Source organism: Frondihabitans cladoniiphilus, assembly GCF_039544345.1.
GTDB lineage: Bacteria > Actinomycetota > Actinomycetes > Actinomycetales > Microbacteriaceae > Frondihabitans > Frondihabitans cladoniiphilus.
Genome location: NZ_BAABLM010000002.1, coordinates 471,212 through 493,598, shown reverse-complemented (window position 1 = coordinate 493,598; position 22,387 = coordinate 471,212). Strand labels below are relative to the sequence as shown.

Genomic DNA, 22,387 nt, shown 5'->3' with positions numbered 1-22,387 from the left:
GCGATTTGCGGCAGCGCGGAGTCAGGTCGAGGGCAGCAGCACCGCCCGCGAGCACCGCGCCACGTACGGCACGTCGACCGTCGAGCGCCCGGCCAGCGCGGGATGGGTTTCGAGCAGACGCCGCACGTCGTCGAGCACGGCGACCCGGTCGGCGTGCGACAGGGTGATGACGTAGCTCCGCGACTCGACGAGGGCGACGAGGTCGTCGGGCGTGATCGAGTCGACCCAGGGGAAGTCGCGCCGCTCGATCGGCCCGAAGGGAGCGCCGACGACCGGGGCGTCCGATTCGATGTCGCTGCCCGAGGCGGACCCGATGATGCGCTCGAACTCGTCGACCCACGGTGCCGAGCGGTCGCGGATGTTCCAGACCAGACCGAGAGTGCCGCCGGGGCGCAGGATGCGCGCGACCTCCGGTACGGCGCGCGCCGGGTCCACCCAGTGCCACGCTTGAGCGGCCAGCACGGCGTCGGTGCTCTCGCCATCGAGGGGCAACCGTTCGGCGGACCCCGGCAGCACCTGCACGCCGGGTACCGCGCGGATGAGCTCGAAGCGCATCCCCTCGGACGGTTCCACCGCGGTCACGTCGGCCACGCGGTCGACCAACAGCCGGGTCAGCTTGCCCGTGCCCGCACCGAGATCGACCACATGAGCGGCGCCCGCCGGCAGGAGCCAGTCGACGGCCTCGGCCGGGTACGACGGACGGCCGCGCTCGTACGCCTGGGCCGCTCCGCCGAACGACGTGGCGTGGAGTTCGTGACGCTGGTCGTCTTCGAAGGCGTCTCCGGTCGTGGTCATGATTCCTCCTCGAGGGTCAGCAGGGCATCCCGGATCGCGGCCACGCCGACCTGCACCTCGACGAACGTGGTCGACAGGGGCGAGAGTCCGATCCGCAGGGCGTCGGGTCCGCGGAAGTCGGGGACCACGCCCTGCTGCCAGAGCAGGGCCGTCACCTCGCGGAAGGACGGGTGGGTCAGGGTGACGTGACTTCCGCGCATCCCCCGCTCTCTCGGTGTCGCCGTCTTCACGCCGAGCGGGACGAGCCAGGCGTCGGCCAGCGCGAAGGCGTAGTCCGTCAACGCGAGCGACTTCGCACGGATCGCCTCGATGCCGGCCTCCTCGATGGCGTCGAGCATGTCCTGCATGGCCAGCATCCCGAGGATCGGCGGAGTCCCGCTGAGGAACCGGCGGATGCTCGGGGCCGGTTCGTACGCGGGGGCCATCGAGAACACGTCGGCGGCCCCCATCCAGCCCTGGATCGGTTGCGCGAGCTCGTCGAGCAGGCGGGTCGCGACATAGGCGAGGGCCGGGGCGCCGGGCCCTCCGTTCAAGTATTTGTACGTGCATCCCACGGCGAAGTCGACGCCTGCCGCGTCGAGCTCGATCGGGACGACGCCGGTGGAGTGGCAGAGATCCCAGACGATCAGGGCGCCGGCCTCGTGGACGACCCGGGTCACCTCGGCGAGATCGGCCAGGAAGCCGGAGCGGTAGGAGATGTGGTTGACGACCACCACGGCGGTCGAGGGGCCGACGACGGGCGCGAGCAGGTCGGGTGTGACGCCGAGGGTCTTGTCGACGTGGATCCAGCGGATGGTCGCCCCACGCTCTTCGGCGATGCCCTCGACCACGAAGCGGTCGGTCGGGAACTGGTCGTCGTCGATCACGATCTCGCTGCGGCCGGACCGCTGCCCGAAGTCGAGGGCGGCGCGGATCGCCTTGTAGAGGAGGACCGTCGTGGAGTCGGCGACCACGGTCTGGCCGGGGGCGGCTCCGAGGCAGAGGGCGCCGATGCGGTCGCCGAGCGTCGTCGGCAGGTCCATCCACTGCTCGTCCCAGGACCGGATCAGCCGAGAGCCCCAGTCGTGGCGGACGAAGCGGTCGAGCCGTCCGAGCGTCGCGGCGAGGGGCCGGCCGAGGGAGTTGCCGTCGAGGTAGGAGACGACGTCGTCGCTGGGCAGGAACCGCGGCGGGAAGGATGCGAGAGGATCAGCCGCGTCGAGCACCGCGGGATCCGTGCCGTCCGCGGCATAGTCGCCAGGGGCGGCGGTGTCGAGGGTCATCGGAGGCGCTCCAGCAGATCGTCGGCGGTCGGGGCGGTGGCGGTGAGGAGCCAGGGGATGAGCTCGCCTGCGGGAGGACGGGGTGTCGGCACGAACGTGAGCCGGCGGGAGGGTTCGTCGGCGTCGGTGGCGACGAGGGAGGTGAGCAGGGCATCCCCGTCGAGGCCGGCGGTTCGCAACGCGTCGAGTTCGCGCCCGTTGAGCCCCACCGGGAGGGGGCCGTTGCCGAGGTCGGTGCCGTACCGGACGCGACCACCCGCCGCGTGGAAGCGACGCAGGTTGTCGACGGCCAGGCGGAAGGTGCGGCCGCCGGCCCCGTGACCGTGGATGTCGAGGGTGGAGATCCAGGTGGTGGCCTCGGCGAGGCGCTCGATGAGGTCGTCGGTGAGCTTCTCCGAGAACGGGGTGTGGGCGAACAGGTCGACTCCGGCGGTGAGGGCGCGCGCGGCCTGGCCGCGGCCCTGGACATGGGCGGCGACGGGCAGCGCGAGGGCGTGGGCGATGTCGACGACGGCGGCGAGCACTGCGTCGTCCCAGACCGGGCCGGCCTCGGCGTTGAGGCTGATCTTCGCCACGGTCGCCCCGAGGTCTCGCATCTCGGAGAGGACGCGTTCGGCGTCGGAAGCAGTCGAGACGGGGAGCGCCGCCTCGGGCGGGGCCCAGCCGCTTCTCGACGGGTAGCCGTCGGGGGCGCCGAGGAGGCCTCCGGCGAGGGCAACGTCGGGCCAGGACGGGCGGGGGGCCAGCCAGGTGGAGGCGACTGCGGGATCCCAGCCGAGGTCCACCACGCGCGAGATGCCACCGCCCGGGAGCCGCGCGGCATCGATCAGACCGAGGTGGACGTGCGAGTCGGTGAAGGGGGCGAGCACGGTGCCGTCGAGGCGGGGCACGCCGCGATCGGAGGCGTCGGCCGGGCCGTCGTACGAGATCAGCCCATTCGTGAGACGGAGGATGCTCGGGCCGCGCCACGATCCGAACCAGGCTTCGTCGACGGCCACGAGTGCGGTCGTCCCGGAGTGCGTCGTCATGCTGCCATCCTGCCCCGCTAGCGTGGGGACATGCTCATCCGACCTGCGACCGAGGCCGACTGGCCCGGCATTTGGCCGTTCTTCCGCGAGATCGTCGAGGCCGGCGAGACCTACGCGCTGCCGACGGGGCTCGAGGCGGATGAGGCGCGGCCGCTCTGGTTCGCACCGGGGTTCGAGGTCGTCGTGGCGGTGGACGACGAGGGGGCGGGCATCCTCGGTTCCGCGAAATTCGGTCCGAACCGCGACGGGCGGGGCAGTCACGTCGCCACGGCCTCGTTCATGGTCTCGTCGTCGGCAGCGGGTCGGGGCGTGGGTCGGGCGCTGGGCGAGCACGTGCTCGTCGCCGCCCGCGACGCCGGTTACCGCAGCATGCAGTTCAACGCCGTCGTCGCGACCAACACCCGAGCGGTCGCGCTCTGGCACTCGCTCGGCTTCGAGACGCTGGCGACGGTGCCCGAAGCGTTCGAGCATCCGTCGCTCGGGTTCGTCGGCCTCGAGGTGATGTACCGGAAACTCTGAGCGTCGCCTCCGTCAGGCCGAGGCCAGCACCTTCACGATCCGCTGCAGCGACACCGACTCGGCCGGCCGGAGGTCTTGGGCGAACAGGCTGAGGCGGAACTCCTCCAGCATCCACCGAGCACGGACCAGGGGCGTGGGATGCTCGGGCCGCGGTGGGAATGTGCCCCCGGCATCGACGTACCGGGTCGTCGCCTGCTGCACCTCGACCATCCACGCGCGGTCGCGGGCCGGGTTCTCGAGCAGCTTCGTGATGCGGCGCTGGATGCCCACGAGGTAGACCGGCACCCGCTGCAGTTGAGCGAGACCCGTGGCGGAGACGAAGCCGGGGAAGACCAGACGGTCGCGCTGTTCTCGAGCGTCGGTCAACGCCGGCAGGAGGGAGATGTTCGTCGCCTGCTTCAGGGCCTTGTCGGCGTCGCGGGTGGCGGTGAGGGTGCGAGCGACGAGTGAGACGGTCTGGAACATGCTGTCCATGACGGCGGCGGATACCCTGTCGCGGACCGTCTCGAACTCCTTCTTCGTGAAGACGAGCCCCTGCGGCTTGACCCGGAAGAGGACGTCGTCGACGACTGCGGTGAGGCAGTCGGCGAACAGGGCTGCCGTGTTCTGGTAGGGACTCGTGGCGAGGATGAGCTTCTCGGGCGCCGTGAGGTGCTGCTGCACGTAGGCGATCGGGGAGGGGACGGCCAGCATCAGGAGCCGGCGCACGCCTCTCGGCGTGGCGAGGGCCTGATCGGCGGCCGTGGCCATGAGCTGGATCGACACCGAGGAGCCCTCGTCGACCAGCGCGGGATAGGCGCGAACGGTGGTGTCGCCGTGCTTCGTGTCGAGCACGGTCGGGAGGTCGTCGAAGTCCCATTTCGTGATGCCGTCGCGCTGAATGGTGACGGTCGGCGTCTCGGTCGCTCTCGCCACGCTGGCGCGCGTGTCTCGCTTGAGCTCGCGCTGCAGGGTGGCCAGATCTTTGTCGATGCCGACGACACGGCCCTCTTCGTCGACGACGGCGAAGGTCATGCGCAGGTGGCCGGGGAGCCTCGTCACGTCGAAGTCGTCGGCCGTGACGGGCGTGTAGGAGAGCCGTTTGACGACCTCGGCGACCGTCGCGGTGAACGGAACCCGGGCATCTGTCGGAGCTTCGGCCGGGAGCTCGGCCGTGATCTTCTTCGCCCAGTCGGCGGCGGGCACGACGTTCTTGCGGATCTGCTTCGGAAGGGACTTGATCAGAGCCGTGACGAGTTCATCGCGGAAGGCCGGCACGAGCCAGTCGAACCCCTCGGGCCGGAGGCGGGCGAGCAGCGGAAGCGGGACGAGCACCGTGACGCCGTCGTCGTGGGAACCGGGCTCGAACCGGTACCGCAGGGTGAGCTTCTGGTCGTCCTGCTGCCAGATCGACGGGTAGGCGTCTTCGTCGACCTCGGGCTCGTCTTCGCCCAGGAGGTCTTCGGCGCTCATCGTGAGGAGGTCGGGGGTGGCGACGCGCGCCTTCTTCCACCAGCCCTCGAAGCTGCGCATGCTGCTGACGTCGGCCGGAACCCGACGGTGGTAGAACTCGAAAACCGCGTCGCCGTCGACGAGGATGTCGCGTCGCCGGGTGCGCTCTTCGAGCTCCGTCAGCTCGTCGATCAGGGCGTCGTTCTGCTGCTGGAACTTCTGGTGGCTCTCCCAGTCGCCCTCGACCAGGGCATGTCGGATGAAGAGCTCTCGGGCGTAGACGGGGTCGATTCGCGAGAACTGCACGCGCTGGCGGGGGATGATCGGGACCCCGTAGAGGGTGACGCGCTCGAACGCGACGACGGCCCCCTGCTTCTTCTCCCAGTGGGGCTCGGAGTGGCTCCGCTTGACCAGATCGCCGGCGATCGGGGCGGCCCAGGCCGGGTCGATGGCGCCGTTGACGCGCGCGAAGAGACGGCTCGTCTCGACGAGTTCGGCGCTCATGATCGCGTTCGGCTGCTTCTTGGCGAGCGCGCTGCCGGGGAAGACGACGAATCGCGATTGGCGGGCCCCGACGTAGTCCTTCTTCTGGAGGTCTTTCAAGCCGATCTGGCTGAGCAGCCCCGCAAGCAGCGACTTGTGGACGCCGTCGGGATTGGCCTTCGGGTCGCCGAGGTGGAGGCCGAGGGGCTTCGACGCCCGGACCAGCTGGCGGTAGACGTCTTGCCATTCGCGGATGCGCAGGTAGTTGAGGTACTCGCTCTTGCAGAGCCGGCGGAAGGCACTCGAACCGAGCTCCTTCTGCTTCTCCTCCAAGTAGTTCCAGAGGTTGAGGAACGTGAGGAAGTCGCCGGAGGGGTCGGTGAAGCGTGCATGCTGCTGGTCGGCCTGCGGTCGGCGCTCGAGGGGCCGTTCGCGGGGGTCCTGGATGCTCAGCGCGGACACGATGGCCATGACTTCGCGGGTGGTGCCGTGCTGCTTCGACTCGAGCACCATTCGGGCGAGCCGCGGGTCGATCGGAAGACGCGTGATCTGCTTGCCGATGCGGGTGATGCGGCCGTCGGCGTCGACGGCGGTGAGCTCGCGGAGGAGGTCGAGGCCGTCTTTGATACCGCGGCTGTCCGGTGGCTGGAGGAACGGGAAGGCAGCGATGTCGCCGAGGCCCAGCGAGATCATCTGCAGAATAACGGCGGCGAGGTTCGTGCGGAGGATCTCGGGTTCGGTGAACTCGGGCCTCTTGGTGAAGTCCTGTTCGGAGTAGAGGCGGATCGCGATGCCGTCGCTCGTGCGGCCCGAGCGGCCGGAGCGCTGGTTGGCGCTCGCCTGCGAGATCGCCTCGATCGGAAGACGCTGCACCTTGGCACGGGTCGAATAACGGCTGATGCGGGCCGTGCCGGCGTCGATGACGTACCGGATGCCCGGGACCGTCAGGCTCGTCTCGGCGACGTTGGTGGCGAGGACGATGCGCCGCCTCGTGCCGGCCGTGCGCTTGCTCTCGAACACGCGGTGCTGGTCGGCTGCGCTCAGACGCCCGTAGAGCGGGAGCACCTCGGTGAAGGGCAGGTTTCGGCCCCGGATGGACTCCTCGGCGTCGCGGATCTCGTTCTCGCCGGAGAGGAACACGAGCACGTCGCCGTCGCTCTCGCGGGCCAACTCGTCGAGCCCCTCGTTGATGCCCTGCAGGTAGTCCTTGTCGTCGGGCCGTTCGCGACGCCCGCCGCCTCCTCGGCCGCTGTCGTCGTCGTCCGTCTCGTCGTCGACGTCGGTGTCGCCCTCCGTCTCGCTGTCGGCGACGAGCGGGCGGTAGCGGATCTCGACCGGGTAGGTGCGCCCGGACACCTCGATGATCGGAGCGTCGTCGAAGTGGCGGGAGAACGACTGAGGGTCGATCGTCGCGCTGGTGATGATGAGCTTGAGGTCGGGACGCCGAGGCAGCAGCTGCTTGAAGTAGCCGATGAGGAAGTCGATGGTGAGGCTGCGTTCGTGGGCCTCGTCGATGATGATCGTGTCGTACCGCTTCAGATCGCGGTCGAAGTGGATCTCGTTGAGCAGGATGCCGTCGGTCATCAGCTTGATGCGGGTCTCCGGCCCGACCTCGTCGGTGAAGCGCACCTGATAGCCGACGAGACCGCCGACCTCGCCGCCGAGTTCGTCGGCGATGCGCTCGGCGACCGTCCGCGCCGCGATGCGCCGGGGCTGCGTGTGGCCGATCATCTCGCGCCCGAGCTCGAGGCAGATCTTGGGCAACTGGGTCGTCTTGCCCGAGCCGGTGGCCCCCGCCACGATGACCACCTGATTGTCGCGGATGGCGCTCGCGATGTCGTCGCGCCGCTGGCTGACGGGCAGCTCGGGCGGGAAGACGATGGGAGGCAGCGCGCTGGGCGTCGTGGTTGTCATGAGGTCACCAATTTTAGGTGCGCTGTCTCCGCGGTTCCTGTTGCCTTCTCCACAGGCGTACCTCGATGACGAGTTCTCCACAGGGGGATACTCGGGCCCGTCCGGCAGCCGCGTCGCAGGTCATCCTCGTCCCATGACTTCTCCTGACGGCATCCAAGCCCTGTACGTGTTCACCGACCCCGTCTGCCTCTCCCTCCTCGAGTTCGTCCACGAAGGGCTCACCTCGGAGGCGGAGATCGCCGCCCTCACGGCCGAGCGCCTCGGCATCGCGACGTCCAGGGCCGCGGAGACGCTCGACGGTCTCGTCGGCATCGGCTACGTCTCCCGCACCGGCAAGGGCCGCGTCGCCGATCGCGGGGCGGCCGATTTCGCCGACCGGTGCGCCGCCTTCCTCGACCAGGTCGACTGGCTGCACGACGAGGGCGACCACGAACAGGCCGAGGACATCCTCGACGCGTTCTCCGCGAGTCGGAGCGCCGGCAGTTGGTTGTCCGCAAGACGCTGGGCCGCCGGGGCCTTCCAGGTCTCCGAAGCGGGTCTCCGGCACGCCGCGCGCGTCGCGGCCGGCGACCTGGGCCAGCCGTCGCTCGAGTCGGCACTCGCGTCCGAGTCGGCACCCGAGCCCGAGCCCGCACGATGAGCACCAGCACGCGTGGTCGGTTCCGCTTCTCCGAACGCCCCTGGGAGAACGGGTCGGTTCCCATTCCCTACGGCACGCCCGAATCAGCGATACAAGGCCTCGTGATCATGGTGAGTCCCGTCAACGTGCACCTGATCAACCTGCTTCTCGACGGGGTCGAGGCCCTGCCCGTGTTCCACGAGAGCGTCTGCGCCCGCCTGGGGCTCCCGCTCACCAGCGCGGAGGTCGAGCAGCGGCTGGAAGGACTCGTCCACACCGGCTTCGCCCGACGGAACGACCGGGGGATCATCGTGGCGCGCAGCGAGGACGAGTACCGCTGGCGCAACACGGAGATCGCGCGGCACCTCGCTCTGCTGGAGGCCATGGGCGACGAGGAGCAGGCCCAGGACTGCCGACTGGCTCTCGACGCTGCCTGGGACGCCCGCAGTATCGAACCGGTGAGGCACTCGCGGGCGAGGCTCTTCGCGCGATCGGAGGCGGGCAAGCGGCTCGACGAACGCTATCGGGATCGAACTCTGGGCTTCCTCGACGGCGAGCTGCCGTGGCACGATGATCGGCATGACGACGACGTCGAGACCTTCTGACAAGCCGTTCCGTGCGGCGCCGAGCCGCACGGTGGTCGCCGGTGCCGCCGTGGCGGTCGCCTTCGTCATCGACCTGATCCTCGCCGGCCGCCCTCTGACGGGTGGTCTGCCGATCGGAGGTGGAGACCTCCAGATCGCCGGCGCGCTCGCCCTCCTCGTCGGGTTCGTGCTTCTCCGTCCGTCCGTCGTCCGCAGCCGGGGCGTCCGGGCCGAACTCATCGCCGGGCTGCTCATCGGTGCAGGGGCCATCGGGCTGGCGTTGGCGCTGGAGTCCAGGATCACGACCGCCGTGGTCTCGGGCCCGGGCGTCGATGCCCTCGCGCTGGTGACCTCGCCCGGTTTCCGCCTCTTCTCGAATGTGATGGTCGGCGTCCAGGTGATGCAGGTCGTTCTGGCCGTCGTGGCGGCCGTTCTTCTCGCCCGGACACCGGGAGCGGACCGTCGGGTGCGGTGGGCGGTCGGAGTCGTCGCCGCGGTGCTCGCTCTGCCGGTGCTGAGAGATCTCCTGCTGGACGCCGGTGTCGTCCTCCACCTGGTCACTCCCGGTGGCCTCGTCTTCCTGGTGCCGTGGTACGCGCCGGCCGCACTCGTGCTCGCCGTAGCCGGAATCCTGGCCGGCGCCGCCCTCGCCTGGCCCTGGCTCGGTCCGCAGACCGTCCGCGCCCGTCACACCGTCGCTCGCGCCTACCGCCGCTACCGCGACTCGACTCCCTGACCCCCGCGCTCGGGCTCAGCCTCAGCCCCGCTGTCACATGCCGTGCCGTCACACGGTCTGCTGGTGGCCGCTCATGTGGCGCCCCGTTGGTCTGCGCTGGCCTGCTCTGCCGCTCACTCGGGCGCACCTCTCGAGGGGGTCGCCCGGAGATGCAGTGCGAAATTCCTTGATTGACTCCGGAGTCAATCAACGAAAATCAAACCCGGCCGCCCGTCCAGCCCGCCTGCTCTCCACAACCACCACGCCCGCTCCCGCTCTCCACAGATGCCGCATGAGCCGACGACAGACGCTCTGTCGACGGGCACCCTCGACTCATGCCTGCACGCAGCCTGTCGCCGTTCCAGATCCTGGCCGAGCCCGTCCGCCTTTACCTCATCGAGCTCCTGTGCTGGGGGCCTGCCTCGTCGGGCGACCTCGCGCTCATGGTGTTCGATCGCTTCCAGGTCGGCTGGAGCGCCGTCTCCCGGCATCTCGGCACCCTTCGCGCGTCGGGGTTCGTCCGGCTGATCCGCCACGACCCGCAACGCTGGTACGCCCTTCGAGACGACTGGCTGGACCTCATCGACGAACCAGTGGGAGGACTCCACCGGGCATGGGAGGAAGGTGATCCCTATCGAGCGTTGGGCGACATGGACCTCGCGGACGAGACCTCGAAGAACTGGGGCCTTCCTCTCGTGTCGATACCAGGGCGTCGGGGGATGAGAGGGCGGGCGCGCGTCAACACGGCCGACCGCGGCATCGGACGGAGCGAGGAGTCCGACGACGCGGACGGCGGTGCCGGGTTCGACTGAACAGCGGGAGCGGAGTCAGCACGGCCGGCGACGAAAGCGGGAAGTTCCTGGTGACGGCAGCCGGATGCGAACGTATGATTCGAGCATCACTCGCGCCCGACGAGCTGACACTCCCGGGCCGTCAACGACGACGCAGAGGAAGCCGATGAGCACCCCCGAAACCCGAACAGCTCCTACCACCCAGGCCACCGCTTCGGTCGCGGCCATCCTCAAGGAGTCGGCCGACCGGTTCCCCGACGAGATCGCCGTGGTCGTCGGACCGCAGAGTACGAGCTACCGACAGCTCTGGGACGAGACCCGCGCCTACGCCGGAGCACTCCGGCTCAAGGGGGTGACGCCCGGCAGCAAGGTCGCCATGCTCATCCCCAACGTCGCCGACTTCCCCCGGGTGTACTACGCGATCCTCGCCCTCGGTGCCGTGGCCGTCCCGATCCACGCGCTGCTCAAGCAGCACGAGATCGAGTACGTGCTGCAGGACTCCGGCTCGACGATGCTCGTCTGCGCCGCACCGCTCCTCGCCGAGGGCGCCGCCGGTGCCGGGCTCGCGGGCGTCGACGTCGTCACCGTGCTGGCGCCCGAGCACAGCGAGCTGCCGTTCGATCGTCTCGAAGCGCTCGCCGAAGCGGCCGAGCCGATCGACACGTACGTGCCGCGCAACCCGTTCGACACCGCCACGATCCTGTACACCAGCGGGACGACGGGCCAGCCGAAGGGGGCCGAGGGCTCCCACTTCGCGCTGATCGAGCAGGTGAACGTGCTCCTCATGTCGACCTTCAAGATGAGCTCCGGCGACAAGGTCCTGGGGGCGCTCCCGCTGTTCCACACCTTCGGGCAGACCTGCACGATGAACACGGCCTTCCGAGCCGGTGCGACCGTCGTCATGGTGCCGAAGTTCGACGGCGACACGGCTCTGCGGGTGATGATCGAGCAGGGCTGCGACGTCTTCATGGGCGTGCCCACGATGTACATGGCCCTCCTCGACGCGGCGACGCGCACCGAAGAACGACCCGACCTCCGTTACGCCATCTCGGGCGGGGCAGCGCTGCCGGTCGCGATCATCGACCGGTTCCGCGAGGTCTACGGCGCCGAGATCCACGAGGGCTACGGCCTCACCGAGACTTCGCCCGTCGCCTGCTTCAACCACGTCGGCGTCACGCCACGCCCCGGCACCATCGGCACCGCCATCTGGGGCGTCGACGTCGAGATCGCCGATTCGAGCGTCGACGACCGGATCGTGCTGATGCCCAACGGCTCGATCGGAGAGCTCGTGATCCGTGGCCACAACCTGATGAGCGGCTACCTCAACCGCCCCGACGACACGGCGAAGGCCATCGTCGACGGCTGGTTCCGCACCGGCGACCTCGGGACGAAGGACGACGACGGCTACCTCACGATCGTCGACCGCACCAAGGACATGATCATCCGCAACGGCTACAACGTGTACCCCCGCCAGGTGGAAGAGGTGCTGGCCGCGCATCCCGACGTCACCATGGCCGCCGTCTTCGGGGTGCCGCACGAGCTGCACGGCCAGGAGATCGAGGCCGCTGTCGTGCTCCGTCCCGGGGCGACGGTGACCCCCGACGAGTTGATCCACTTCGTGAGCGACGAAATCGCCGCCTACAAGTTCCCCCGGGTGATCCACGTGGTCGATGCCCTGCCCCTCGGCCCCAGCGGCAAGATCCTCAAGCGCGAGCTCGTGAAGCAGTTCGCGAGCACCGAGGCACCGGCACCCGTCCACGCCTAGAAGGCGACGCAGACCCGGAGCGACGTACAGCCGCCGTCGCAGAGCCACCGGCCGCGGGAACGAGGACCTGACCCCGTCCCCGCGGCCGGTCTAGCGTGGGCGACGTGCCCAACGCCCTCGCCGACTCGATCAGCCCGTACCTCCGCAGCCACGCCGACAATCCCGTCGCCTGGCAGCCGTGGGGCGAGGCGGCTTTCGTCGAGGCGCGGCGGCGGGACGTGCCGGTCCTCGTCTCGATCGGTTACTCGACCTGCCACTGGTGCCATGTGATGGCTCGCGAGAGCTTCAGCGATCCCGAGCTGGCCGAGCATCTGAACGACCGGTTCGTGGCCGTCAAAGTCGATCGGGAGGAGCATCCCGACGTCGACGCCTCGTATCTCGCGGCCGCCTCGGCCTTCACCGGCAATCTCGGCTGGCCGCTGACCGTCTTCGTCACGCCCGAGGGCCGGGCCTTCTACGCCGGCACCTACTACCCGCCGACGCCCGTACAGGGGCACCCGTCGTTCACGCAGGTCCTCGACGCCGTGACCGACGCCTGGACGAGCCGCCGGGGCGAGGTCGAGACGACGGCCGCCGAGATCCAGGGGGCGCTCGCGGCCCAGCCGACGTCGGACTCGACGACCCTGCCGACCGAGGCCGACCTGCAGCGCGTCGTCGCCCTCCTCGCCGAACACGAGGACCGCGAGTTCACGGGTTTCGGCGCCGCTCCGAAGTTCCCGGTCGCGCCGATCCAGAACCTCCTCGTGAAGCGGGCCGCCGGGGGAGACGCCGTGGCGGACGCCCTGGTCGGGCGCACCCTCGCGGGGATGGCGGCGTCCCCGCTCCGCGACCACGTCGACGGCGGCTTCTTCCGCTACGCCACGAGGCGCGATTGGCACGACCCGCACTACGAGCGGATGCTCTACGACAACGCCCTGCTGCTCGACGCGTACTCGCGCCGCGAAGAACCGGGTAGCCGCGAAGAACGGGGTAGCCGCGACGAACCGGGCACCGCCACGATCACCACGGGCATCGCGTCCTTCCTCCTTGCCACCCTCCGTCGCCCCAGCGGCGGCTTCGGCTCCGCTCAAGACAGCGAGTCGATCCTCGACGGCGCCCGGAACGAGGGCGGCTGGTACGCCCTCGACGCCGAGGAGCGCGCCCGCCATCCCGCCCCCGCCGTCGACGACAAGGTGCTCACCGGCTGGAACGGCCTGGCCATCGGGGCCCTCGCCGAGGCCGGTGCGCGGCACGGGCATCCCGAGTGGATCCGAGCAGCGCGGGATGCAGCAGCCCATCTCCTCGCGGAGCACCGCACCCCCACGGGAGAACTCCTCCGCGCCGGTTCCGACCGCGGCCTGTCGGCGGCCCCCGCCACCCTCGAGGACTACGGCATGCTCGCCACCGGTCTGATCCGCCTGGCGCTCGCCACCGGCGACGCGGCCTGGGCCGTCGAGGCGAGGACGCTCGTCGACGCCTGTCTGCTGCCCGGCGGCGAGCCCACGACTGAGCCCGAGAACGAGCCCAGCGGCGACAAGTCCGGCGCCTGGGCGCCCGACCCACGCGTCTTCGCCCCGCCCACGCCCGGCAACCCGGTCCTCCTCGCCCAGGGCACGCAGCTCTCACGCGACCCGTCGGAAGGCGCGTACCCGTCGGGGCTGAGTGCGATGGCCACTGCGGCGTTCCTGCTCTCGCAACTGAGTGCATCCCCCGTTCACCGCGACGCGGCATCGCGGGCCGTGGCCTCCGTGACGGCTCTGGCGCTCGACAGCCCGATCGCGTTCGGGGCCAGCCTGTCGCTCGCGGCCGACCTCGCGGCCGAGGCCACGCAGCTCGTCGTCGTGGCGCCGGAGGCTGAGCGCGACGGCCCTCTGGCTCGGGCGGCGCGCGATTTCGCCGGCCCCGGTCGCATCGCCGCCGTGGTCACGCCTGAGCAGGCCCTTGCCTGGGCCGCCGCGGGCTTCGAGCTGTTCGAGGGGCGCACGGCCCTCGACGGCCACGCCACCGCCTACCTCTGCCGCGACTTCGCCTGCCGCCTGCCGGTCACGACAGTGGAGGCGCTGCAGGCGGGCTGACGCGCAGCTAGCAGGCCTCGCCACTGGAAGCGGGCCGAGCCGCCGCGGGAAGACTGCGAGCTACTTCCAGCTCAGCAGCCAGTAGTGCGAGTTGATGAACGGCCAGTTCTCGAGCGTCGCCGTCCACATCGGGTAGTAGTAGATCGACAGCAGCGCCGACAGGACGACGAGGATCCCCACGACCCGGATTCCCGACAGTCGTCGATTCCAGGCGTCCGTCCGCTTGCCGAGGATGATGCCGCACACGGCCACCAGCCCGAGGATCAGATAGGGCTCGAAGGCGATCGTGTAGAACTGGAACACCGTGCGGTGCAGGTACATCAGCCAGGGCAGGTAGCCGGCGCCGAGGCCCGCGAGGATCAGCCCGTAGCGCCACTCGCGGTAGCGCGCCAGCCGGTAGACGAGGTAGGCGGAGGCCAGCACGGCCGCGTACCAGATCAGGGGGTTGGCGATGCCCGTGATCGCCTCGCCGCAGCGGTCGGTCGTGCATCCCGCCTGTCCCTTCGACAGCCCGAGGTAATACATGCTCGTCGGGCGCTGCATGAGGAGCCACAGCAGGGGGTTGGCCTGGTACGGGTGCGGGGTCGAGAGGCCGACGTTGAACTGGTAGATGCTCGCCTGGTAGTGCCAGAAGTTCTGCACGCTGTCGGGCACCCAGGCGAGGGCGCCTTTCCAGCGCTCGCCGCCCTGCGCGATCCACTCGCGGTAGTAGCCGCCCTTCGTGACGAACCAGCCGGTCCAGCTCGCGAGGTAGGTGGCGAGCGCGATCGGAACCATCAGGAGGAACGTCGCGGGGCCCTGCCGGAAGATCGTGCCCGTGCCCCAGAACTCGACGCCGGCGCGGCGGCGAGCGGCCATGTCGACTGCCACTGAGTAGATCGCGAAGGCGGCCAGGAAGTAGACGCCGTTCCACTTCACCGCGGAGGCGGCGCCGAGCATTAGCCCGGCCGCGATGAGCCACGGCCGCCACCACAGCACCGGGCCCCAGGTCAGGTCGCGCCCCGCGTGGTCCATCCGGGTGACCCAGCGTTCCAGCCTCCGCGCCGTCCACCGCCGGTCGAGCAGGATCGCGGAGAACCCGAGGAGGGCGAAGAACATCACGAAGTTGTCGAGCAGCGAGACCCGCGACATGACGATGGCGTTGCCGTCGATCGCCATCAGGAACCCGGCCAGAACTCCGAGCACGTTCGACCGGAACAGGTGGCGGGCCAGGAGCGTCACGATCAGGACCGACAGGATGCCGACGACCGCCGTCGAGATGCGCCAGCTCGCCGGGTTCGTGGGGCCGACGACGGCCATGCCCAGACCGATGATCCATTTTCCGAGCGGGGGATGCGCCACGTACGACCCGGCCTGGAGGAAGATGTTCACCTTCCCGGCCGCGAACTGCGGGTCGGGGTTCGCGGGCCAGGAGCCCTCGTAGCCCAGGTTCCACAGCGACCAGGCGTCTTTCACGTAGTAGGTCTCGTCGAAGACCAGTGTGTTCGGATGGCCGAGGTGCCAGAGGCGGAGGACCGCCGCGAGGATCGTGACGAGAGCCGGACCGATCCAGGTCCACGCGCGCTGCCGGGCCGGAGTGCCGAGGACACGGCCCCACCAGGCGTCGAGCCGGGTCGAGCGGTGCGTACGGTCGACGTGGTCGGGGAAGGCGTGCTTCGGCTGGGCCGCGGTGAGGGTGCCGGTCGTCGCGACGTCGTGCCCGATCACGCCGTTCTGCGCGGAGACGAGCTCGTCGAAGTCGCCACCGGGCCCAGAGGTCATCCCGCCATCGTAGAGGGGCCGGGCAAGGGGAACGCGCGCCGCTCTGCGCGAGAATGAACGCGTGATCGTTCTCGCCGCCACCCCCATCGGAAACCTCGGGGACGCCTCCACCCGTCTCGTCGAAGCGCTGACCAACACCGAGGTGATCGCGGCGGAGGACACCCGCACGGCGATCCACCTGATGCGGGCCCTCGGCATCGAGAACCGGCCCCGTCTCATCGCCCTCCACGAGCACAACGAACGAGAGAAGGCGGCCGAGATCGTCGAGCTCGCCCGCACGGTCGACGTGCTCGTGCTGACCGACGCCGGCATGCCCGCGATCAGCGACCCGGGATTCCCTCTGGTCGAGGCGGCGGCGGCCGCGGGGGTGACCGTGACGGCTCTGCCCGGCCCGAGCGCCGTGCTGATGGCGCTCGCCGTGGCGGGTCTGCCGACCGACCGTTTCACCTTCGAGGGCTTCCTGCCGCGCAAGCAGGGCGATCGCCTCAAGGGCCTCGGTCTGCTCGCCGACGAGCGCCGCACCATGGTCTTCTTCGAGTCGCCGCACCGCCTGGGGGAGTCGCTGGCCGACGTCGTCACGGCGATGGGAGCGGACCGTCGCGTCGTGGTCTGCCGCGAGCTGACCAAGCTGCACGAAGAGGTCCGGCGCGGGTCGGCCGCCGAGCTCGCCGCCTGGGCCGCCGAGGGGGTCCGCGGAGAGATCTGCATCGTGATCGAGGGGGCGCCGGAGCGCGAGGTCGAGCTTGCCGACGGCGTCGTGCTGGTGCTGGCCGCGGTCGCCGCCGGAGATCGATTGAAGGATGCGGCGTCCGAAGTCGCCGACGCGACCGGGCTCTCGAAGCGTGATCTGTATCAGGGGGCGCTCGCCGCGCGGTGAAGAAGCGCCCTCGGGCGATCAGTCGGCGGAGGGCCTCGCCGGAACCTTCGACGACCCGCGCTCGATGAGAGTCACCGGGAGTACCGTCGTGCGCTTCAGTCGCTTCGAGGGCGTCTCCAGTCGCGCGAACAGGCGCTCGGTCGCGAGACGACCGAGGCGGTCCGGGTCTTGGTCGATGACGGAGACAGACGGTTGCAGCGCTGCGGCCATGGGGAAGTCGCCGAAACTGATGAGGGCTACGTCGGTGCGGTCGGAGCGCTGGAGTGCAGGGAAGACCTCGAGCGAGGTGCGGGCGTTCGACGAGAAGATCGCCGTGGGCGCGTCCGGCTCGGCCAGAAGGCTGGTGACGGCCTCGGCTGCGTCTTCGGTGGCTGCGCGACGGATGAGTTCCGGATGTTCTCCGAGGCCGAGTTCGTCGACTGCCGCGAGATACCCCCGGAGGCGCTGACCGGTCGTCACGACCGACGCCTCGTCGCCGACGAACGCGATACGCCGATGGCCGAGTTCGAACAGGTGCCTCGTGGCGAGGAAGGCACCGCCGAAGTCGTCCTCGACGAAGCTGTCGGCAGTGATCTTCGACGGCGCCCGGTCGATGAACACGGCGGGCATGTTCTCGAGCCAGGGGCCGAGATAGGACTGGTCGTCCGAGATCGGGGCGAGGACGAGCCCGTTGACCTGCAACCGGAGGAGCGCCTCGAGCGTGTGCTGTTCGAGCGCCGGGTCGCCGCCGAGGCTCGTCACGGCGGTCGACATGCCGCGGACGCGGGCCTCCCGGTCGACGGAGCGGATGATCGCGGCGAAGAACGGGTCGCCGATGTCGGGCACGGCGATTCCGATCACGGATGCGCGACCGGAGCGGAAGGTGCGCGCCATCATGTTCGGGACGTACTTGAGGTCGGCCATGGCCTCCGTGACGCGTTGTCGAGTCTCGTCCGTCACATGGGGATCGTCGTTGAATACGCGGGACACGGTCTTCGCGCTCACGCCCGCCCTGAGGGCTACGTCCTGCATCGTCGTCATTCGGTTCTTCCTGCTTCCGCCGGTAGCTGCATCATGAATGATTCCCCTAGCGTTCGACGACGGCCGTGTCATGGATGACTAGCTCTCCCTACGGTATCGCCCAATTCGTTGCAGATTGTCCTTGACATCGATGACATGGTGCGGTTAGTTTCATGACACCAACCGATGCGAGACCCGATGCCGGGTCCCGGATACGGGAGATCGAGCTTCGAGGACGCAGCCGAGACGTGTGCGACTTCGTGAGCCCTCCAACCCAGAAACCTGGAGAGAGACGCCATGACCGTCGGACAAATTCCCATCCTCGAAGCCAAGGGGTTGACTCGCAGCTTCGGCAACGTGCGTGCCCTCGACAACTGCGACTTCGAGATCTACCCGGGCGAGGTGGTCGCCCTCATCGGCGACAACGGCGCCGGCAAATCCACTCTGGTGAAAGCCCTCTCCGGGAGCCTCGCGCTCGATTCGGGCGAAATCTTCTACGCAGGAGGTCGGGTCGACCTGACCAGCCCGACCGCGGCCAACCAGCTCGGAATCGAGACGGTCTACCAGGACCTCGCTCTGGCGCCGCATCTGAACCCCGTCCAGAACATGTTCCTCGGCCGGGAGATCATGGCCGACGGCTTCGCCGGCAAGCTGGGGTTCCTCGACAACAAGACCATGGCGAAGAGATCGCGTGCCGCGTTCGACGATCTCGGCGCGACCGTCCGGAGCCTGACGTCGCCGGTCGGCTCGATGTCGGGTGGTCAACGTCAGGCGATCGCCATCGCTCGTGCAGTCGCCTGGGCGAAGGGTGTCGTCTTCCTGGACGAGCCCACCGCCGCACTCGGCGTCGTGCAGACCAAGAACGTGTTGGAGAGCATTCGGCGAGTCCGTGACAAGGGCGTCGCGGTCGTCCTCATCACTCACTCGATGCCTCACGTCATGGAAGTGGCCGACCGTGTCGAGGTGCTTCGCCTCGGCACGCGCATCGCGACGTTCAAGGCGTCCGAAACGAACATGGAAGAGCTGGTCGGGGCAATGACCGGCGCGATCGTAGGAGCAGCAAAATGAGCGTCCACACCCCCGCCAAGCCGACCACGACCGACCCCGGCTCCAGCCGCGCCAATCCGAATGCCGTGGATGCCGACACCCCGGTCGGAGCCCTGCGTCGCATCCTGCGGGTCCAGGCCTTCCAGATCCTGCTCGTCCTGGTCGTGATCTTCATCATCTTCACGGTTATGGCTCCGACGGCGTTCCCTCAGTGGACGAACCTCCGGCAGGTCATCCAGAACATGTCGATCCTCGGCGTGCTCGGAATCGGCAGCACCTTCGTCATCATCACCTCCGGTATCGACCTCTCCGTCGGCTCGGTTCTGGTCTTCTCGGGTGTCGTCTCGGCGAAGGCCATGATCTTCGTCGGCGGTGACGGTTGGGGCACCGCCCTGGTCGGCCTGGTCGTCGCCCTCGCCTCCGGACTCGCCTGGGGATCCCTCAACGGGTGGCTGATCGCCAAGGCGAAGGTCCCGCCTCTCATCGTCACGCTCGGCTCGCTCGGAGCGGCACTGGGGCTCGCTCAGGTCATCACCGGCGGTGTGGACATCACGGCCGTCCCGGCGGTCCTGTCCGACAACATCGGTTACGGCAACCTCGTGGGCACGACGCTCCCCCTCATCTCGGTGATCGCCATCGTCTTCCTGGTCGTGTTCGGCATCATCCTGCACCGGACGAAGTTCGGACTCCACACCTTCGTCCTCGGCTCGAACGAGGAGGCGGCTCGCCGCGTCGGCGTCAAGGTCGACCGCCAACTCATCTCCGTCTACGCGCTCTCCGGCGGCCTCGCCGGGTTCGCGGGTCTCCTGTCCCTCGCCCAGTTCGGGACGACAGCCATCGCCGGTCAGTCGCAGACCAACCTCAACGTGATCGCGGCGGTCGTCATCGGCGGCACCAGCGTCCTCGGCGGCGTGGGCACGATCTTCGGCACGGCGGTCGGCCTGTGTATCCCCGCGTTCCTCCAGAACGGGTTCGTCATCATCGGCGTCCAGCCCTTCTGGCAGCAGGTCGCGGTCGGCTTCGTGCTCGTCGTCGCCGTGTACATCGACCAGCGTCGGCGGACGGCGGCCTCCCGTGGCGGCGGTGGAATGCGCACCGCGTCCCTGACCGGCCTCCTCCGACGATCCAAGAACTAGTCCCCTTTCCTCGCTGTCCCCCACCCCGTCATCACCCACAGCACCACCATCTAGGAGCAGAAACAATGAAGTTGAAGCGACCCGTCCTCGCGATCATGGCCGTCGGAGCGGTCACAGCGCTGGCCCTCACCGGTTGCGCCTCCGGTTCGTCCGCAGGCGGCACCAGCAGTGCCAAGAACATCAAACTCACGTTCATCCAGGGCGTCGCCGGCGATCCCTTCTACGTGACCATGCAATGCGGAGTGGACGCCGAAGCCAAGAAGCTCGGCGTCACGGTCAACACGCAGGGCCCCGCGAAGTTCGACCCGACACTGCAGAAGCCGATCGTCGACTCCGTCGTGGCCACCAAGCCGGGCGCCATCCTGATCGCCCCGACCGACACCTCCGCGATGCAGGCCCCCCTCAAGGCTGCTACCGCGGCCGGGGTCAAGGTCGTCCTCGTCGACACGACGGTGAAGGACCCGTCCTTCGCCACCTCCTCCATCTCCTCCGACAACGAGGGTGGCGGCGAAGCGGCGTTCAAGGCGATCAAGTCCCTGTCGCCCAGCGGCGGCAAGGTCCTCGTCATCTCCACCGACCCCGGTGTCTCGACGGCGGACGCTCGCGTCGAGGGCTTCGAGAAGGCGGCCAAGGCGGACTCCGCCTACAGCTACCTCGGTGTGCAGTACTCGCACAACGACCCGGCGACCGCCGCGAAGCTGACCACGGCGGCGCTGGCGAAGGATCCCGACATCGTCGGTGTTTTCGCAGCCAACACGTTCGCCGCCCAGGGAGTCGCCACGGGCATCCGCCAGGCTGGCAAGCAGGACTCGGTCAAGGTCGTCGGGTTCGACGCCGGCGCGGACGCCGTCACCCAGCTGAAGGACGGCACCGTCCAGGCGCTCATCGCCCAGCAGCCCGCCCTGATCGGCAAGGATGCGGTCGAGCAGGCCGTGGCCGCCATCAAGGGCGAGAAGGTCACCGCCAAGATCCCGACGGGCTTCTTCACCATCACGAAGGACAACCTCGACGGCGAGGGCGCCGACTACGTCTACAAGACCACCTGCTGAGTCCGCTCGACGACGACGGCCGCGTCCCCTCGGGGCGCGGCCGTCGTCGTCTTCTATTGAGAAGGTAGAGGCATGACATCATCGCGCCCTATCGACGGCACCGTTTTCGAGGCCGTGCTCTTCGACATGGACGGCACGCTCGTCGCCTCCACGCCCGCAGTGAACCGTTCGTGGGCTCGCTGGGGGAGAGAGCAGGGTCTCCCGGAGAACTTCCGAGACACGGTCGGCCACGGCAAGCCCGCCGGTGAGATCGCCGCCGAGCTGCTCCCGGCCGACCGTGTCGACGAGGGCGCCGCACGCATTCAGGCCATCGAGATCGAGGAGATCCACGACGTCACGATGCTGCCCGGTGCCAACGAGGCCCTCGACGCCGTTCCGGGTGAGCGCAAGGCGATCGTCACGTCGTGTTCGACGCCGCTGGCCGAGGCTCGGATGGAAGCGGCCGGCGTCCATCGGCCCGCCACGATCGTCACCGCCTCGGACATCGTCCACGGCAAGCCCGATCCGGAGCCCTTCCTCCTGGGGGCCACGCGGCTGGGCGTCGACCCCACCCGGGTGCTGGTGGTCGAGGACGCCCCCGCCGGTCTCCAGTCGGGCCGAGCGGCGGGAATGACCACTCTCGCCGTCGTGGGAACCCACGAAGCGAACGAGCTCGAGGCCGACCTCGTGATCGACACCCTGGAGCTCGTGCGCTTCGTTCCGGTCGACGGCGGGGTGCGGGTGGAGATCGTCGAAAAGGGGACCCCTCGGCCGGCGCGAGCCTGACGACGTCGTCGACGAACCGAGAAGGGGCCCCGCCGATTCGGCAGGGCCCCTTCTCGCCTCACGACGACGATCGTGCCGAGCTCAGCCGGCGAGCTCCGAGGAGGCCGGCGTGCTTTCGTAGACGGCGGAGAACGCCCGGATCTGCGACTCGACGTCCAGCAGGCCGTCGACTCGGAGGTACGGAACGCCCGGTGCCTTCATGACGTCGGGGGTCAGGAAGACGCGGGGCCGCGCGATCTTGTCGAGGTCACGATCGGCGCCGCGGTTCGTCATGCGTGCGACGACCTCCTCGGCGGGCGTGTCGACCCAGGCCAGCGTGACGTCCTCGGCGGGGACGCCGAGGCGCTCGCACATGCGCTCCCACGACGCCGGGAAGGTGCGCTCCGACGTGAAGGGGGCGACGACGACGACGCTCGTGCCGACGTCCATGACCTCGGCGGCCGTGTCGAAGAGACACTGGTAGCGGACGTCGTTGACGGTGGCCCGGGTGGGCGCATCGGCCGTGGGCACGTCGACGAGGAACTCGCCCCCGACGTACTCGAACAAGGGATTGGTGACCGTGTCGAGGTCGAGAAGAGCCCACCCCAGGCTTCGCGCGAGTTCCCGCCCGAAGGACGTCTTGCCGCTCGCCGGTACCCCGGAGACCAGAATCGCTCGGCCGGTGGCTCGTCGACCGATGGTCGACCGGTCGAGGCTCGACGTGGATGCAGGGGCGTTACCAGGGGTGGTGGACATCGTCGTTCGTCTCCTCATGGTCGATCTGAAAGCTATGTCATCGATGACATCACGTCAA

Annotated in this window: 19 protein-coding genes; 12 read left to right on the top strand and 7 right to left on the bottom strand. The window is 69.2% G+C overall.

The window, feature by feature from the left end; genetic code table 11:
• Positions 1–21 precede the first annotated feature (21 nt).
• Genes ABEA39_RS07330 through ABEA39_RS07320 form a run of 3 tightly spaced genes read right to left on the bottom strand, consistent with a single transcriptional unit; the run spans position 22 to position 3,085 of the window.
• Complete coding sequence (locus tag ABEA39_RS07330) at positions 22–795, bottom strand: class I SAM-dependent methyltransferase (protein WP_345374919.1); 774 nt, start codon at positions 793–795, stop codon at positions 22–24.
• On the bottom strand, positions 792–2,057 hold the full coding sequence (locus tag ABEA39_RS07325; protein WP_345374917.1) for a kynureninase: 1,266 nt from the start codon (positions 2,055–2,057) through the stop codon (positions 792–794). The genes ABEA39_RS07330 and ABEA39_RS07325 overlap by 4 nt, the downstream gene beginning before the upstream one ends.
• The gene (locus tag ABEA39_RS07320; RefSeq protein ID WP_345374915.1) at positions 2,054–3,085 is read right to left on the bottom strand and encodes an amidohydrolase family protein; all 1,032 of its coding nucleotides are present in this window, start codon (positions 3,083–3,085) and stop codon (positions 2,054–2,056) included. The genes ABEA39_RS07325 and ABEA39_RS07320 overlap by 4 nt, the downstream gene beginning before the upstream one ends.
• Before the next feature lie 30 nt (positions 3,086–3,115).
• On the opposite strand from ABEA39_RS07320, the gene ABEA39_RS07315 reads away from it, so the two are divergent.
• On the top strand, positions 3,116–3,604 hold the full coding sequence (locus tag ABEA39_RS07315; RefSeq protein WP_345374913.1) for a GNAT family N-acetyltransferase: 489 nt from the start codon (positions 3,116–3,118) through the stop codon (positions 3,602–3,604).
• 12 nt (positions 3,605–3,616) lie between these two features.
• Here ABEA39_RS07315 and hrpA read toward each other — a convergent pair whose 3' ends face one another.
• The gene (hrpA, locus tag ABEA39_RS07310; RefSeq protein WP_345374911.1) at positions 3,617–7,432 is read right to left on the bottom strand and encodes an ATP-dependent RNA helicase HrpA; all 3,816 of its coding nucleotides are present in this window, start codon (positions 7,430–7,432) and stop codon (positions 3,617–3,619) included.
• A gap of 133 nt (positions 7,433–7,565) precedes the next feature.
• Between hrpA and ABEA39_RS07305 the strand changes: the two genes are divergently transcribed.
• The 6 genes from ABEA39_RS07305 to ABEA39_RS07280 all read left to right on the top strand — a co-directional run bounded on the left by ABEA39_RS07305 (position 7,566) and on the right by ABEA39_RS07280 (position 13,960).
• Positions 7,566–8,072 (top strand): hypothetical protein, encoded by a 507-nt coding sequence (locus tag ABEA39_RS07305; RefSeq protein ID WP_345374908.1) that lies wholly within the window; start codon positions 7,566–7,568, stop codon positions 8,070–8,072.
• Positions 8,069–8,656, top strand: a complete 588-nt coding sequence (locus ABEA39_RS07300) for a hypothetical protein (protein WP_345374906.1) — start codon at positions 8,069–8,071, stop codon at positions 8,654–8,656. The genes ABEA39_RS07305 and ABEA39_RS07300 overlap by 4 nt, the downstream gene beginning before the upstream one ends.
• Entirely contained in the window at positions 8,631–9,371 is a 741-nt protein-coding gene (locus tag ABEA39_RS07295) for a hypothetical protein (protein ID WP_345374903.1), read from the top strand. Before ABEA39_RS07300 ends, ABEA39_RS07295 begins: the two co-directional genes overlap by 26 nt.
• A 314-nt stretch (positions 9,372–9,685) precedes the next feature.
• Positions 9,686–10,162, top strand: coding sequence for an ArsR/SmtB family transcription factor (locus ABEA39_RS07290; RefSeq protein ID WP_345374901.1), 477 nt, complete (start codon positions 9,686–9,688; stop codon positions 10,160–10,162).
• Positions 10,163–10,307: 145 nt separating this feature from the next.
• Positions 10,308–11,906 carry a long-chain-fatty-acid--CoA ligase gene (locus ABEA39_RS07285; RefSeq protein ID WP_345374899.1) on the top strand — a complete coding sequence of 533 codons (1,599 nt, stop codon included), beginning with the start codon at positions 10,308–10,310 and terminating at the stop codon, positions 11,904–11,906.
• A gap of 104 nt (positions 11,907–12,010) precedes the next feature.
• Positions 12,011–13,960 carry a thioredoxin domain-containing protein gene (locus ABEA39_RS07280; RefSeq protein WP_345374896.1) on the top strand — a complete coding sequence of 650 codons (1,950 nt, stop codon included), beginning with the start codon at positions 12,011–12,013 and terminating at the stop codon, positions 13,958–13,960.
• 60 nt (positions 13,961–14,020) lie between these two features.
• On the opposite strand, the gene ABEA39_RS07275 is transcribed toward ABEA39_RS07280, so the two are convergent.
• Complete coding sequence (locus ABEA39_RS07275; RefSeq protein ID WP_345374894.1) at positions 14,021–15,721, bottom strand: dolichyl-phosphate-mannose--protein mannosyltransferase; 1,701 nt, start codon at positions 15,719–15,721, stop codon at positions 14,021–14,023.
• A gap of 61 nt (positions 15,722–15,782) precedes the next feature.
• On the opposite strand from ABEA39_RS07275, the gene rsmI reads away from it, so the two are divergent.
• Complete coding sequence (rsmI, locus tag ABEA39_RS07270) at positions 15,783–16,598, top strand: 16S rRNA (cytidine(1402)-2'-O)-methyltransferase (RefSeq protein WP_345374891.1); 816 nt, start codon at positions 15,783–15,785, stop codon at positions 16,596–16,598.
• Between the two features lie 18 nt (positions 16,599–16,616).
• Here the strand turns inward: rsmI and ABEA39_RS07265 are convergent, their stop codons facing one another.
• Positions 16,617–17,618 (bottom strand): LacI family DNA-binding transcriptional regulator, encoded by a 1,002-nt coding sequence (locus ABEA39_RS07265; RefSeq protein WP_345374889.1) that lies wholly within the window; start codon positions 17,616–17,618, stop codon positions 16,617–16,619.
• 276 nt (positions 17,619–17,894) lie between these two features.
• Between ABEA39_RS07265 and ABEA39_RS07260 the strand changes: the two genes are divergently transcribed.
• The 4 genes from ABEA39_RS07260 to ABEA39_RS07245 all read left to right on the top strand — a co-directional run bounded on the left by ABEA39_RS07260 (position 17,895) and on the right by ABEA39_RS07245 (position 21,594).
• Complete coding sequence (locus tag ABEA39_RS07260; RefSeq protein ID WP_345374887.1) at positions 17,895–18,665, top strand: ATP-binding cassette domain-containing protein; 771 nt, start codon at positions 17,895–17,897, stop codon at positions 18,663–18,665.
• Positions 18,662–19,780, top strand: coding sequence for an ABC transporter permease (locus tag ABEA39_RS07255; RefSeq protein WP_345374883.1), 1,119 nt, complete (start codon positions 18,662–18,664; stop codon positions 19,778–19,780). Before ABEA39_RS07260 ends, ABEA39_RS07255 begins: the two co-directional genes overlap by 4 nt.
• A 65-nt stretch (positions 19,781–19,845) precedes the next feature.
• Positions 19,846–20,829 carry an ABC transporter substrate-binding protein gene (locus tag ABEA39_RS07250; RefSeq protein ID WP_345374881.1) on the top strand — a complete coding sequence of 328 codons (984 nt, stop codon included), beginning with the start codon at positions 19,846–19,848 and terminating at the stop codon, positions 20,827–20,829.
• 72 nt (positions 20,830–20,901) lie between these two features.
• Positions 20,902–21,594, top strand: coding sequence for an HAD-IA family hydrolase (locus ABEA39_RS07245; protein ID WP_345374879.1), 693 nt, complete (start codon positions 20,902–20,904; stop codon positions 21,592–21,594).
• A gap of 81 nt (positions 21,595–21,675) precedes the next feature.
• On the opposite strand, the gene ABEA39_RS07240 is transcribed toward ABEA39_RS07245, so the two are convergent.
• Complete coding sequence (locus ABEA39_RS07240) at positions 21,676–22,329, bottom strand: AAA family ATPase (protein ID WP_345374877.1); 654 nt, start codon at positions 22,327–22,329, stop codon at positions 21,676–21,678.
• Positions 22,330–22,387: the final 58 nt, after the last annotated feature.

Coding starts and splice junctions, on each gene's coding strand:
- ABEA39_RS07330 (WP_345374919.1), bottom strand. CDS start 795: ATGACCACGACCGGAGACGCCTTCGAAGACGACCAGCGTCACGAACTC.
- ABEA39_RS07325 (WP_345374917.1), bottom strand. CDS start 2,057: ATGACCCTCGACACCGCCGCCCCTGGCGACTATGCCGCGGACGGCACG.
- ABEA39_RS07320 (WP_345374915.1), bottom strand. CDS start 3,085: ATGACGACGCACTCCGGGACGACCGCACTCGTGGCCGTCGACGAAGCC.
- ABEA39_RS07315 (WP_345374913.1), top strand. CDS start 3,116: ATGCTCATCCGACCTGCGACCGAGGCCGACTGGCCCGGCATTTGGCCG.
- hrpA (WP_345374911.1), bottom strand. CDS start 7,432: ATGACAACCACGACGCCCAGCGCGCTGCCTCCCATCGTCTTCCCGCCC.
- ABEA39_RS07305 (WP_345374908.1), top strand. CDS start 7,566: ATGACTTCTCCTGACGGCATCCAAGCCCTGTACGTGTTCACCGACCCC.
- ABEA39_RS07300 (WP_345374906.1), top strand. CDS start 8,069: ATGAGCACCAGCACGCGTGGTCGGTTCCGCTTCTCCGAACGCCCCTGG.
- ABEA39_RS07295 (WP_345374903.1), top strand. CDS start 8,631: ATGACGACGACGTCGAGACCTTCTGACAAGCCGTTCCGTGCGGCGCCG.
- ABEA39_RS07290 (WP_345374901.1), top strand. CDS start 9,686: ATGCCTGCACGCAGCCTGTCGCCGTTCCAGATCCTGGCCGAGCCCGTC.
- ABEA39_RS07285 (WP_345374899.1), top strand. CDS start 10,308: ATGAGCACCCCCGAAACCCGAACAGCTCCTACCACCCAGGCCACCGCT.
- ABEA39_RS07275 (WP_345374894.1), bottom strand. CDS start 15,721: ATGACCTCTGGGCCCGGTGGCGACTTCGACGAGCTCGTCTCCGCGCAG.
- ABEA39_RS07265 (WP_345374889.1), bottom strand. CDS start 17,618: ATGACGACGATGCAGGACGTAGCCCTCAGGGCGGGCGTGAGCGCGAAG.
- ABEA39_RS07260 (WP_345374887.1), top strand. CDS start 17,895: ATGACCGTCGGACAAATTCCCATCCTCGAAGCCAAGGGGTTGACTCGC.
- ABEA39_RS07255 (WP_345374883.1), top strand. CDS start 18,662: ATGAGCGTCCACACCCCCGCCAAGCCGACCACGACCGACCCCGGCTCC.
- ABEA39_RS07250 (WP_345374881.1), top strand. CDS start 19,846: ATGAAGTTGAAGCGACCCGTCCTCGCGATCATGGCCGTCGGAGCGGTC.
- ABEA39_RS07245 (WP_345374879.1), top strand. CDS start 20,902: ATGACATCATCGCGCCCTATCGACGGCACCGTTTTCGAGGCCGTGCTC.
- ABEA39_RS07240 (WP_345374877.1), bottom strand. CDS start 22,329: ATGTCCACCACCCCTGGTAACGCCCCTGCATCCACGTCGAGCCTCGAC.